This window comes from Microvirga sp. CF3062 (assembly GCF_036314045.1).
Lineage (GTDB): Bacteria > Pseudomonadota > Alphaproteobacteria > Rhizobiales > Beijerinckiaceae > Microvirga.
Genome location: NZ_JAYGGN010000008.1, coordinates 141,616 through 154,726 on the forward strand (window position 1 = coordinate 141,616; position 13,111 = coordinate 154,726).

Below are 13,111 nucleotides of genomic sequence, written 5' to 3' on the forward strand. Positions count from 1 at the left end.
CTCTATTCAATCCCGTTAGGGTCAAGTCTTTTGAAAAGTTGAAGACCGGTGTCATCCCTGGCGAGCAGAGCGAGGGAAGGGGATCCACTTGCACGCTCGGCGGCTATGGCTTCCCTTCCCCTACGCTGCGCTCCGGTCGGGAATGACACGGAATGCATGTTATTTCCGCTCGGCGGCCTGGGCGCTGCCGATGGCCTGCGGCACGTTCAGCGACGAGCGGGAGGGTTGCTCGCGATTGGCCGCCGGAGCAGGAGCGGCAGCAGGGCCGGAACCCACCGGCCGGGCGATGACTTCGGCGCCGGGCCGCACGCGCTGGACACCAAGCACGACGATGGTCTCACCGGCCTTGAGCCCATCCACCACCTCCACCTTGCCGCCCTGACGCTGGCCGATGGTGATGACGCGGCGCTCCACCTTGTTGTCCTTCACCGGATAGACGACGTGGCGCAAGCCCTCGCTGACAATGGCTTCTTCCGGTACCACGACAGCGTCATCCTTCGTGGACACTTCCAGGGACACGGACAGGAACATGCCGGGCTTCAAAGCTTCGTCCGGATTGTCGAACTCCGCGGTGAGGCGCGCCGTGCGGGTCGTCTGGTCCACGCGTGTATCGATGGTCGCAACCGTGCCCTTGAAGATACGGCCCTTATAGGCGGCCGAGGTGGCGTTGACCGTCTGGCCGGGCTTGAGGCGGCCCAGAAGGTTCTCCGGTACTGCGAAGTCCAGGCGCACCTTCGACAGCTCGTCGAGGGAGGTGATCCGGGTGCCGGGGGCCACATAGGCGCCGAGCGAGACGGAGCGGGTGCCGACACGGCCGGCGAAGGGGGCACGGATCGTCAGCTCCTCAAGCCGGGCCTCGGCGGCCTTGCGCTGGGCCTGGGCGGAGGCAATCGAGCCTTCGAGCGACTTCATCTGGGCCGTCAGATCTTCGACCTGGGCGCCGGTGCCGGCGCCGGTGCGGTTCAGGGCCTGGGCGCGCTCGAGCTTGATGGCGATCTCGTTCCGGAGTGCCGTGGCCCGGTTGGCCTCGGCTGCAGCCTGCTCGATAGCGGCGCGGCGCTCGGCGGCATCGAACTGGACCAGCAGGTCGCCGGCCTTGACCTTCTGCCCTTCCTCGAAGCCGATCTCGCCAATGATGCCTGCCACCTTGGCAGTCACCATGATCGATTCATAGGCACGAACCGTACCGACCGATTCCCGCATCTCGACGATGCGACCGGTCTTGACCGTGTCGACCTCGACCGTCGCCGGGCCGGCGGGACCGGCACGTCCGCCCGGGCCTCTCGGACCGCCAGCCTGTTGGCCGGAAGGTTGGCTCACATAGGCGCCGATCACAGGCACATTGGCCAGATGGCCGCCCTTGTAGGCGTACCAGCCGCCAAAGCCTGCCGCCCCCAGCATGGCTATGACAGCAAGTTGACCGGACACACGCATGCTTGCTCCTTACACGTCAGTCTTTATCGTTCGGAAGATCGGACCTTGTCCTAGCATAATATATGCCAATTACTCCGAACGGGTCCCTCTGAACACGATGTTTTGTATTACGATTTCGTAATCTGGATTGCTGCCGCAACGACAGATCCCGCAGCAATCGCCTTGACCGTGGCTTTCGCGTCCGTCATACCGGTCGGCGGGACACCTCTCCCCACCGAGAGGCGCCCATCTGAGAGGATGGAATCATGACAAGCCTGCCCGCCGCGCGTCCGCGCGTGCCCTTCTTTTCGTCCGGCCCCTGCGCAAAGCGCCCCGGATGGTCTCTGCAAAATCTCAAAACCGACAGCCTTGGCCGCTCGCACCGCGCCAAGCTCGGCAAGGCGCGCCTGAAGCTCGCCATCGATCTCACCCGCGAGGTGCTCGACGTGCCGGCCGATTACCGCATCGGCATCGTGCCCGCCTCCGACACCGGCGCGGTCGAGATGGTGCTGTGGTCGATGCTGGGCGCTAAGCCCGTCGACATGCTGGCCTGGGAAAGCTTCGGCGAGGGCTGGGTCACCGACGTGGTCAAGCAGCTCAAGCTTTCGGATGCCCGGGTCATTACCGCGCCATACGGCGAGCTTCCCGATCTCTCGCAGGTCGATACCAAGAACCGCGATGTGGTCTTCACCTGGAACGGCACCACCTCCGGCGTGCGCGTGCCGGATGCTGACTGGATCGCGGCCGACCGCGAGGGCCTGACCATCTGCGACGCCACCTCGGCGGCGTTTGCGCAGAAGCTCGATTTCGCCAAGCTCGACGTGGTCACCTTCTCCTGGCAGAAGGTGCTCGGCGGCGAAGCCGCCCACGGCATGCTCATCCTCTCGCCGCGCGCCGTCGAGCGGCTTGAGAGCTACAAGCCGGCTTGGCCGCTGCCGAAGATCTTCCGCATGACCAAGGGCGGCAAGCTCATCGAAGGCATCTTCGAGGGCGAGACCATCAACACCCCGTCCATGCTGGCTGTCGAGGACTACATCGATGCGCTCGAATGGGCGAAGTCCATTGGCGGCTTAGAAAAGCTTGTCGCCAAGGCCGATGGCAATGCGAAGGTCATCACCGACTGGGTCGCGAAGACTCCGTGGATCGCCAATCTGGCCAAGGATCCGGCCACCGCCTCCAACACCAGCGTGTGCCTCGTCATCGCCGATCCGGACGTGGTGGCAAAGGGTCCCGAGGCCGTGGTGCAGGTCGCCAAGGGCATCGTGTCCGCGCTTGAAAAGGAGGGCGTGGCCCTCGACATCGGCGCCTACCGCGATGCCCCTCCGGGCCTGCGCATCTGGTGCGGCGCGACGGTCGAGCAATCCGATCTCGAAGCCCTGACGCCCTGGCTCGACTGGGCCTTCGCGCAGGAAAAGGCGAAGCTCGCGCAAGCGGCGTAACGCTCGATCCCTCTCCCCTTTGCGGGAGAGGGTGCCCTGCAAAGCAGGGCGGGAGAGGGGCCGTACTCGCTCAAACTCTGCCCCTCTCACCCTCATTCAACAATTCTTCCCCTCTCCCGACCTCGCTCCGCGAGGCCACCCTCTCCCGCAGAGGGGAGAGGGATTTCAGAGGTGCACCATGCCCGCTCCCCGCGTACTCATTTCCGATGCTCTTTCTCCCGCCGCCGTGCAGATCTTCAAGGATCGCGGCATCGAGGTCGATTTCCAGCCCGATCTCGGCAAGGACAAGGACAAGCTTAGCCAGATCATCGGCGATTACGATGGCCTTGCCATCCGCTCCGCCACCAAGGTCACGGCGAAGATCCTCGAGCAGGCCAAGAACCTGAAGGTCATCGGCCGCGCCGGCATCGGCGTCGACAATGTCGAGATTCCCGCTGCCACGGCGCGCGGTGTGATCGTCATGAACACGCCCTTCGGCAATTCCATCACCACGGCCGAGCATGCGATTGCCATGATGTTCGCGCTTGCGCGGCAGATCCCGCAGGCGGATGCCTCCACGCAAGCCGGCAAGTGGGAAAAGAACCGCTTCATGGGCGTCGAACTCACCGGCAAGACCCTCGGGGTCATCGGCTGCGGCAATATCGGCTCCATCGTGGCCGACCGCGCCATCGGGCTGCGCATGAAGGTGATCGCCTATGATCCCTTCCTGTCGCCCGAGCGCGCACTGGAACTCGGCGTCGAGAAGGTGGAGCTCGAGGACCTGCTGCGCCGCGCCGACATCATCACGCTCCACGTGCCGATGACGGAAAAGACGAAGAACGTGCTCTCGGCCGAGAACATCGCCAAGACCAAGAAGGGCGTGCGCATCATCAACTGCGCCCGCGGCGGTCTCGTGGACGAGGTGGCGTTGCGCGCAGCACTCGATTCCGGCCATGTGGCGGGCGCTGCCTTCGACGTGTTCGTCGAGGAGCCTGCCACGTCGAACCCACTCTTCGGGCATCCCAACGTGGTCTGCACGCCGCATCTGGGTGCCGCCACCACGGAGGCGCAGGAGAATGTAGCCCTGCAGGTGGCCGAGCAGATGTCGGATTACCTGCTGCAGGGCGCAATCCAGAATGCGGTGAACTTCCCATCGATCACGGCCGAGGAAGCGCCGCGCCTGAAACCCTTTGTGGCTTTGGCTGAAAAGCTCGGCTCGTTCCTCGGCCAGCTTACGGAAGCACCGATCAAGGGCATCCGCATCGAGTACGAGGGTGCGGTCGCCGAGATGAACACCCGCGCGCTCACCTCGGCTGCCGTGACCGGCGTGCTGCGCCCCTTCCTGCAGGACATCAACATGGTGTCGGCGCCGCTCGTTGCGCGAGACCGTGGCATCATGGTGGAAGAGGTGAAGCGTGAGAACGCAGCGCGCGACTACGAGAGCTTCATCCGCATCATCGTCGATGCGGACGACATGGCGCGCCATGCCGGCGGCACAGTGTTCCAGGACGGCAAGCCGCGCGTGATCGAGATCCGCGACATCGCGGTCGATGCCGAGTTCGCCCCGCATATGATCTATGTCCGCAACGACGACAAGCCGGGCTTCATCGGCCGCTTCGGCACATTGCTCGGCGAGTCGGGCGTCAATGTCGCGACCTTTGCGCTCGGCCGCGACAAGCCTGGCGGCGACGCGATCTGCTTCGTCTCGGTGGACGACCCGGTCTCCGACGATCTCCTGCGCCTGATCGAGGACATCCCGCAGGTCAAGCGTGCCCGCGCCGTTCGCTTTTAAGGTGTAATGCTATGGCCCATGCCCCGTCGCAGCGCTTCGTGCTGACGCTCGCATGCCCGAACCGTCCGGGCATCGTGGCCGCCGTCGCGGGGCATTTGTCGGATGCCGGTCTCAACATCCTCGACGCGCAGCAATACGACGACACGCAGACAGACCGGTTCTTCATGCGCGTCGTCTTCGATCCCGTGATGGGCGAGGCCGACCTCGACGCCCTCAAGAGCGGCTTCGCGCCGCTCAGCCAGCGCTTTTCCATGACCTGGACTCTGCGCGATCCGGCCGAGAAGCGGCGCGTCATGCTGCTGGTGTCGAAGTTTGATCATTGCCTGGCCGATCTGCTCTATCGCTGGCGCATCGGCGAGCTCGATTTCGAGCCCGTCGGCATCATCGCCAATCACCCGGCCGAGACCTATGCCCATGTGGGCTTAGGCAACATCCCGTTCCACTACCTGCCCGTCTCGAAGGATACCAAGCTCGAGCAGGAGGCGCAGGTCTGGGACATCATCCGCGAGTCGAAGGCCGATCTCGTGGTGCTTGCGCGCTACATGCAGGTGCTCTCGGACGGACTGGTCGCGAAGCTTGCCGGGCGCTGCATCAACATCCACCACTCGTTCCTGCCCAGCTTCAAGGGCGCCAAGCCTTACCACCAGGCGCACACACGCGGCGTGAAGCTGATCGGCGCGACGGCGCATTACGTGACATCGGATCTCGACGAGGGCCCGATCATCGCGCAGGACGTGGAGTCGATCACGCACCGCGACACGGCGGACGATCTGGTGCGCAAGGGCCGCGACATCGAACGCCGCGTGCTGGCCCGCGCCGTGCGCCACCACCTGGAAGACCGCATCCTGCTCAATGGGCGCAAGACCGTGGTGTTTGCGGATTAGTGACGCCTCTCACTGTCATTCCGGGGCGAGCAAAGCGAGAGCCCGGAATCCATAACCGCTAACGATTCAGAATGAGGCGCAACGCTGCTCGCCCTTACTTAAGCCGTCGTGTTTATGGATTCCGGGCTCCGCTGCGCGGCCCCGGAATGACAGTGACGGGTCTCTACCGCCGCCGTTCCGAGAGCCAGATGCCGCCGAGCACCAGCACAAGGCCTCCGGCATGATAGAGCGCGAAGGGCTCGCCCAGCAGAACCACGGCAAGAAGCGCCCCGAAGATCGGAACGAGATTGACGAAAAGCCCGGCGCGCGCGGGGCCGATCAGCTCGACGCCGCGCATGAAGAAAACCTGCGAGAGCAGGGACGGCAGCAGGCCCACGTAAAGCAGGATGAGCCAACCTTTCGCGGTCGGGAATTGCAGATTGCCCTGCGCCGCCTCGATCCAGAGCAGCGGCAGAGATGTTGTGAAGGCCACCACTGCCAGCGCCGCGAAGAAGATGAGGCCCGGAAGCGCAGGGCGGTGGCGCAGGCCGAGCGTGTAGGCTGCGTAGAACACGCAGGCGATCAGCGTCCAGACATCGCCGATGTTGAGCGCGAGCGTCCGGAGGATCTCGAAATCGGCCTTCACGGAAACTAGGATCACGCCGAGGATTGTGACGATCATGCCGATGATCTGTAGCGGGATCACGCGGGCACCGAAGAACAGTACGGTGCCGAGCAGCACGAGCACCGGGATGGAGCCCTGAAAGATCGTGAGGTTCACGGCGGTCGTGTAATGCGCGGCTGCGTAGAACAGCGCGTTGAAGCCGGTGAACCCGAAGGCTCCCATGAGGATCGTGAAAGCCCAGCGCCCCCTGATCTGCGGCCAGGCCGCAACCACCTGGCGGCCGACCAGCGGCATCAGCACGATCACGACGATGACCCAGCGCAGGCAGGTGAGCATCATGGGCGAGACCTCGCCCACGGCGAGCCGCCCGGCGATGGCATTGCCGCCCCACATCAGCGTGGTGAGGGTCAGGAGCACATAGGCCTGCCCCCACGTTCCCTTCCAAAGCGCATGCAGGGTTCTCATTGGGGACCAGACCTTATTGCACTTGCCGCCGGGCGCCTTTCGGCTAAACCGGCACAACGACAAGCGAGTGACACGCATGGCCTTAAGGTTTCTGGTGGTTGAGGGCAATACGCGGGGCGCAAGGCAGGCCCACAGGGATGCCTATGGACTCACGCTCTCCGAGTCCTATTCGGAGGTGATCCAGGAGATCGCCCAGGATGCCGTCTGCGACATCGCCTTCCCGACAGACGAGGGCGCGAACCTGCCGGATGCGGCGGGGCTCGGCTCCTATGACGGCATCGTGCTCACCGGCTCTCATCTCAACATCTACGACCGCACGCCTGAGATTTTGCGTCAGATCGACCTGATGCGGGCGACCTATGCCTCCGGCACGCCATCGTTCGGCTCCTGCTGGGGATTGCAGGTGGCAGCGGTGGCAGCGGACGGCGACGTGCGCCAGAACCCACTCGGCCGCGAAGTCGGCATCGCCCGCAGGCTCACGCGGACAGAGGCGGGCAGGGGCCATCCGCTCCTCGATGGCCGCCCGGCCGCTTACGACGCGCCCGCGATCCATCTCGACATGGTCACCGCTGTGCCGGAGGATTGCACTGTGCTCGCGAGCAACGCGGTGTCGCCGGTTCAGGCGGCCGAGATCCGCCGCGACGGCGGCACGTTCTGGGGTGTGCAGTATCACCCGGAGTTTTCCTTAAGCGAACTCGCCGCCATCTTGAGCCGCCGCACCGACATCCTCGTGCTCGAAGGCTTCTGCCGCACGCCCGAGGAGGCTCTTGCCTATGCGGAGGATCTGGCGGCGCTCGACAAGGATCCGACCCGCTTCGATCTCGCCTGGCGCCACGGCATCGACGCGGAGGTGCTTGAGCCTGCCCGCCGCACCCGTGAAATCCGCAACTTCATCGAGAACCGCGTGAAGGCGGAAAAGAGCGCACGCGGTCGGGCTTGAGTGCTGCGGAGCCCGAAATGCCGCCCTCCTCGTCATCCCCGGACTTGTTCCAGGGATCCACGTCTTCTGCAACGCTGCAACTCCAAAGACGTGGATGGCTGGCACAAGGCCGGCCATGACGCGGCGCGGGTGTTCCCCTCCCCAGCAAAGGGGAGAGGGCCAGCAGTACTGATGTTCTTTATTTGTTCTTGACATCTGCCTCAACCTTAGCTATAGTATTTCCTTAGATCTGTTCCTATCGAGGGGCGCGCTCGCGAGGCGTCGCAGTGTGGGAGCAGACACGGTCCTGTGGTGCGGCCTCGCAAGCTTCACCGACAGGAGGCCCAGGCTGCGTGCCGGTGGTCGGAATCGGTCTCAGGCCCCCGTCGAGCAGACGGACCCCGCCTGAGGCGGTCACCGGGCCGGCACCGCTTGAACGCCTAAAGAAGCCGTGCGCGAAGAGACAGTTCGGCTCTTCCACTTCACACCACATTATCGAGCCGGGCTGCCATTCGCGCCACCCTCGATTTCCACCACAGGCTCGCAGCACATGCTGCGGGCCCACAGGTGCTGGCTCTTCAATCAACCTGTATGCGAGACCGAACATGCAAAACCACAATCCCGCCTTTCCAGTGCTTATGATGCGGGGATGCAGGGCTCATTCCGCCTTGACCTGAGGCGCATGATCCACCATGAGGGTTTGCAAGGTTTTTAACCCAGCCCTGGCCTTGCGCCGGGGCTTTTTCATGTGAGGGTTTAGGCGATGGCGAACGTGGTTGTCGTGGGCGCCCAGTGGGGCGACGAGGGCAAGGGCAAGATCGTCGACTGGCTGTCCGAACAGGCGGATGTGGTCGTGCGGTTCCAGGGCGGTCACAATGCCGGCCATACGCTTGTCATCGGCGACAAGGTCTACAAGCTCTCGCTCCTGCCCTCCGGCGTCGTGCGCCCGAACAAGCTCTCCGTCATCGGCAACGGCGTGGTGCTCGATCCGCATGCGCTGGCCGGCGAGGTGGAGCGCCTGAGCGAGCAGGGCGTCTCGATCAGTCGCGAGAACCTGCGCGTGGCCGAGAACGCCACGCTGATTCTCTCGATTCACCGTGAGCTCGATGCCTTGCGCGAAAGCGGCAGCGCCGGCACCAAGATCGGCACCACCAAGCGCGGCATCGGCCCGGCCTACGAGGACAAGGCCGGCCGCCGCGCCATCCGCCTCATGGATCTCGCCGATCTCCCGTCGCTGCGCGACAAGATCGACCGCCTGCTCACGCACCACAACGCGCTGCGCCGTGGCTTTGGCCTCGACGAGTTCAAACCTGAGGAGATCTACGAGGAACTCGCTTCGGTCGCTCCGAAGGTGCTGCCTTACATGGATGCCGTGTGGCGCCTGCTCGACGAGGAGCGCCGGGCCGGCAAGCGGATCCTATTCGAGGGCGCGCAGGGCGCCCTGCTCGACGTCGATCACGGCACCTATCCGTTCGTCACCTCGTCCAACACGGTGGCCGGCCAGGCGGCGACCGGCTCCGGCCTCGGCCCCGGTGCTGTCGGCTACGTGCTCGGCATCGCCAAGGCCTACACCACCCGCGTGGGAGAGGGGCCGTTCCCGACCGAGCTCTTCGACGAGACCGGCGAGCTGATCGGCCAGAAGGGCAAGGAGTTCGGCGTGGTCACGGGGCGCAAGCGCCGCTGCGGCTGGTTCGACGCCACGCTGGTGCGCCAGACCGTGAGCACCTCGGGCATCGACGGCATCGCGCTCACCAAGCTCGATATCCTCGACGGCTTCGAGACCATCAGGATCGGCGTCGGCTACAGGCTCGATGGCGAGACCATCGACTATTTCCCGGCGAGCCAGGGGGCTCAGGCCCGCGTGGAGCCGATCTACGAGGATTTCGAGGGCTGGAGCGGCTCGACCGCGGGTGCCCGCTCCTGGGCGGACCTGCCGGCGCAGGCCATCAAGTATGTCCGCCGGGTCGAGGAGCTGATCGGCGCGCCGGTCGCGGTGCTCTCCACCTCGCCGGAGCGTGACGACACAATCCTCATGAAGAACCCCTTTGAGGGTTGACGGCAAAGCCCCGGCGGGTCATTCCCAAGGCAAATGGCAGATTATTACCCTCTCATCGCCCGAGCCGTCGAAGGCCTGCCCGAGCAGAACCCCGACAAGCGGCACGCTGTCTACGAGCGTGCCCGTACGGCGCTGATCGCGCAGCTCCGTTCGCTCAACCCGCCCCTGTCCGAGGCTGAGATCCAGCAGGAGAGCCGCTCCCTCGACGAGGCCATCGCCAAGGTCGAGGCGGACTATGCGCCGCCGTCCGGGTTCGATGCCGATACCTTCTCGACCACGCCAACTGACGAGCCGCCGGTCCGGCCGGGGCCTGAAGGCTCGCGCGGTGCAGCCTCGGTCCATGGATTACGGGCGCCGGCTCCCGAGCCGGTTCAGGATGACGAGTTCGACGATTCCTATGCCGAGCCCGCAGTGTCCCGGCCTAAGATCGACAGCAGGCCTCATCCTGCTATGCAGAACAAGGGACGTGCGCGCACCATCGTGTTCGGCTCGGTCCTGGCACTCGTGATCGCGGCCATTGCGGCCTTCGCCTTCCTGTGGCGCGACAGGCCCGAGGACCTCGCTCCCGAGGCTCCAGTCGCGGAGGCTCCGGCAACGCCACCGGCCGATTCCAAGATCAACGAGCGCGTAGGGGGAGGGCAGGCGTCTCCGCCGGCCGCCACCGCCAACCCGGCGCCCCGCCAGGAAACAGGCGTCGTGCAGCGTGCGGTCTTCTACGAGGAGGATCCCGCCAATCCCCAGGCCCCCAAGGCGCAAGTCGGGCGCGTGACGTGGCGCCTGGAAGACGTCAATCCAGGCCAGGGTCAGCCGCTGGAAAAGGCCGTGATCGCCAATGTGGATATCCCTGATGCCGGCCTGACTATGAGAATGGTGCTCCGGCGCAATCTCGACACGACGCTGCCGGCTTCTCATACGGTCGAGCTCACCTTCACGACCCGCGCGGGCGATACGAACCGCGTGATCCGTGACGTGGGCCTGCTGCAGTTCAAGAGCGAGGAGGCGGCGCGCGGCACCCCGGTCGCCGGTCTGCCGGTGCCCGTGCGCGAAAACCTGTTTCTGATCGGCCTTTCCAACCTGCAGGCCGATGTGGCGCGCAACACGCAACTCTTCGTGCGCCGCAACTGGGTCGACCTGCCGGTGCGGATGGCCTCGGGCCAGCGCGCCATCCTGAGCTTTGAGAAGGGCGGCTCCGGCGAACAGGTGATCAACGACGCGTTCAGCCAGTGGCAATAGGCCCGATTAAGACGTGAACAGCAAAAAGCCGCGCATGATGCGCGGCTTTTTTATTGGATCTGCCTCTGGAGGTTTAGGCCTCGGCCTCCGAGGTCTCAATCTGGGTCAGGTTCTTCTTGACCGCGTCCTGGATCTTCTCGAAGGCGCGCACCTCGATCTGGCGGACACGCTCGCGGGAGACGCCGAACTCGGTGGAGAGCTCCTCCAGGGTAATCGGATCGTCCGAGAGGCGTCGCGCCTCGAAGATACGGCGTTCGCGCGGATTGAGGACGGAGAGCGCGTTGCGCAGGGCCTTCAGCCGGTTCTGGCCTTCCTCTTCCTCGACGAGCACCTGCTCCTGGCTCTGGCCCTGGTCGACGAGCCAGTCCTGCCACTCGCCGCCGCCTTCGCCCTCATCGCGCAGTGGCGCGTTGAGAGAGGAGTCGCCGCCGAGCCGGCGGTTCATGTCCACCACGTCCTGCTCGGTCACGCCGAGCTGGGTGGCGATCCGCTTGACGTTGTCAGGGTGCAGGTCGCCTTCCTCGAAGGCGGAGATGCGGCCCTTGGCCTTGCGCAGGTTGAAGAACAGCTTCTTCTGGTTCGCGGTGGTGCCCATCTTCACGAGGGACCAGGACCGCAGGATGTATTCTTGAATCGCCGCCTTGATCCACCACATGGCATAGGTGGCGAGGCGGAAGCCCTTGTCGGGCTCGAAGCGCTTGACGGCCTGCATCAGGCCGACATTGCCTTCCGAAACCACCTCGCCGATCGGCAGGCCGTAGCCGCGGTAGCCCATGGCGATCTTGGCGACCAGGCGCAGGTGGGATGTGACAAGCTTGTGGGCTGCTTCGCGATCTCCATGCTCGCGCCAGCTTTTGGCGAGCATGTATTCCTCATGCGGCTCGAGCATGGGGAAGCGACGGATCTCGTCGAGATAGCGCGAAAGGCCTCCTTCATTGGCAAGCACTGGAAGCGCTGTAGCCATCGTGTCTCCTCCTTTGGCTCCCTCACCGCGAGGCAAGCCTGCGGCGGCCCCCTCCCATGGCTGGCCGCCCAACCTCTTCATATAATCGGTTCAATCTCGTCCGAATAGAGGCGTCAGGCTTCAAGACGTGGTGAACGCATCAGAATCGCAAGGGTGCCAGCGTGGCTGAATCTTGCGACCCATTGACGCTAAATTTCCGCCCGCAGAGCCTCCAGCAACGCAGCCAGATCGGCCGGCAGAGGGCTCTCGAAGCGCAGGAACTCGCCGCTTCGTGGATGCTCGAAGCCGAGAATTGTCGCGTGCAGGGCCTGCCGGCGGAGAGCAGTGAGCGCATCCCGCGACCGCTCCGCGAGGCGGTTCGCCTTGGTCTTGAAGCCGGAACCATAGGTTGCGTCGCCCAGGAGCGGGTGCCCGAGATGGGCCATGTGGACCCGGATCTGGTGCGTGCGTCCGGTTTCCAGCTCGCATTTGACAAGGCTCGCCAATGGCAGGGCGGGGGGCAGAGTCTCCAGGAGTTCGTAATGGGTGATGGCATAGCGGCCGCTCTCCCCGGCCACCACCACGATCTTCTCGCGGTTGTGAGTGGAGCGGGCGAGCGCCGCCTCCACGGTTCCGCGCCGCCGCTCCGGTGCACCCCAGACGATGGCAAGATAGGCGCGCTCCAGCGGACCCGTGCGGCCATGATCGGCGAACTGTGCCGACAGCGCCTGATGGGCGAGGTCGTTCTTGGCCACTACCAGCAGGCCCGACGTATCCTTGTCGAGCCGGTGCACGATGCCCGGCCGCTTCACCCCGCCGATGCCTGACAGACTCTCGCCGCAATGGGCGATGAGCGCGTTCACCAGGGTGCCTGAATCGTGTCCCGCTGCCGGGTGAACCACGAGGCCGGGCGGCTTGTCGATGACGATCACGTCGTCATCCTCATAGACGATGCTGAGCGCCATCACCTCGCCGGCTGGTTCCGCCGGCACCGGCGGCGGCACGCTCAATCCGATGCGGGCACCGCCTGCCACCTTGCGGTTGGGGTCCAGCACCGGTGCCTCATCGACGGTCACGTGGCCCTCTCGGATCAGTGCCTGGAGGCGACTGCGCGACAGGTCGCCTTGCAGCCGCGCCAGCACGCGATCGAGTCGCTCGGGCCCGAGGCCATCCTCCAACGTCCATTCCTGCTGCGTCGCGTCGTTCACCGCATCCTCATTTCCGGTCGGCCTTCGCTTTTTTGAGCGAAAGGACTTGAAGCAAATCAGAAGGGTGGTTATACGAGCGGCCTCCACCTTGCTAGCTCCCTTCGTCTAGCGGTCTAGGACGTCGCCCTCTCACGGCGAAAACAGGGGTTCGAGTCCCCTAGGGAGCGCCAAAGGCA

10 protein-coding genes and 1 tRNA gene are annotated in these 13,111 nt (G+C 64.9%); 7 read left to right on the top strand and 4 right to left on the bottom strand.

Features of this window, described 5'->3' with window-relative positions:
* Positions 1-159: 159 nt before the first annotated feature.
* Entirely contained in the window at positions 160-1,434 is a 1,275-nt protein-coding gene (locus VB618_RS15325; RefSeq protein ID WP_329797574.1) for an efflux RND transporter periplasmic adaptor subunit, read from the bottom strand.
* Positions 1,435-1,679: 245 nt separating this feature from the next.
* Between VB618_RS15325 and VB618_RS15330 the strand changes: the two genes are divergently transcribed.
* The 3 genes from VB618_RS15330 (at position 1,680) to purU (ending at position 5,507) form a co-directional block, all read left to right on the top strand.
* Positions 1,680-2,852: a phosphoserine transaminase gene (locus VB618_RS15330; protein ID WP_329797575.1), complete on the top strand. Its 1,173-nt coding sequence runs from the start codon at positions 1,680-1,682 to the stop codon at positions 2,850-2,852.
* A gap of 178 nt (positions 2,853-3,030) precedes the next feature.
* On the top strand, positions 3,031-4,623 hold the full coding sequence (serA, locus tag VB618_RS15335) for a phosphoglycerate dehydrogenase (protein WP_329797576.1): 1,593 nt from the start codon (positions 3,031-3,033) through the stop codon (positions 4,621-4,623).
* A gap of 11 nt (positions 4,624-4,634) precedes the next feature.
* Positions 4,635-5,507 (top strand): formyltetrahydrofolate deformylase, encoded by an 873-nt coding sequence (gene purU / locus VB618_RS15340; protein ID WP_329797577.1) that lies wholly within the window; start codon positions 4,635-4,637, stop codon positions 5,505-5,507.
* A 163-nt stretch (positions 5,508-5,670) separates the two neighbouring features.
* Here the strand turns inward: purU and VB618_RS15345 are convergent, their stop codons facing one another.
* Entirely contained in the window at positions 5,671-6,576 is a 906-nt protein-coding gene (locus VB618_RS15345) for a DMT family transporter (protein WP_329797578.1), read from the bottom strand.
* Between the two features lie 76 nt (positions 6,577-6,652).
* Between VB618_RS15345 and VB618_RS15350 the strand changes: the two genes are divergently transcribed.
* The 3 genes from VB618_RS15350 (at position 6,653) to VB618_RS15360 (ending at position 10,784) form a co-directional block, all read left to right on the top strand.
* Positions 6,653-7,516 (top strand): type 1 glutamine amidotransferase, encoded by an 864-nt coding sequence (locus tag VB618_RS15350; RefSeq protein WP_329797579.1) that lies wholly within the window; start codon positions 6,653-6,655, stop codon positions 7,514-7,516.
* Between the two features lie 742 nt (positions 7,517-8,258).
* The gene (locus tag VB618_RS15355; protein ID WP_329797580.1) at positions 8,259-9,551 is read left to right on the top strand and encodes an adenylosuccinate synthase; all 1,293 of its coding nucleotides are present in this window, start codon (positions 8,259-8,261) and stop codon (positions 9,549-9,551) included.
* A gap of 33 nt (positions 9,552-9,584) precedes the next feature.
* A complete protein-coding gene (locus VB618_RS15360) occupies positions 9,585-10,784 on the top strand; it encodes a histidine kinase (RefSeq protein ID WP_329797581.1) in 1,200 nt (399 codons plus the stop codon).
* 73 nt (positions 10,785-10,857) lie between these two features.
* Here the strand turns inward: VB618_RS15360 and rpoH are convergent, their stop codons facing one another.
* Positions 10,858-11,748 carry an RNA polymerase sigma factor RpoH gene (gene rpoH, locus VB618_RS15365; RefSeq protein ID WP_329797582.1) on the bottom strand — a complete coding sequence of 297 codons (891 nt, stop codon included), beginning with the start codon at positions 11,746-11,748 and terminating at the stop codon, positions 10,858-10,860.
* 188 nt (positions 11,749-11,936) lie between these two features.
* Positions 11,937-12,935: an RluA family pseudouridine synthase gene (locus VB618_RS15370; RefSeq protein ID WP_329797583.1), complete on the bottom strand. Its 999-nt coding sequence runs from the start codon at positions 12,933-12,935 to the stop codon at positions 11,937-11,939.
* 94 nt (positions 12,936-13,029) lie between these two features.
* Here VB618_RS15370 and VB618_RS15375 point away from each other — a divergent pair.
* A tRNA-Glu gene (locus tag VB618_RS15375) sits at positions 13,030-13,105 on the top strand.
* The last annotated feature ends 6 nt before the right edge of the window (positions 13,106-13,111 follow it).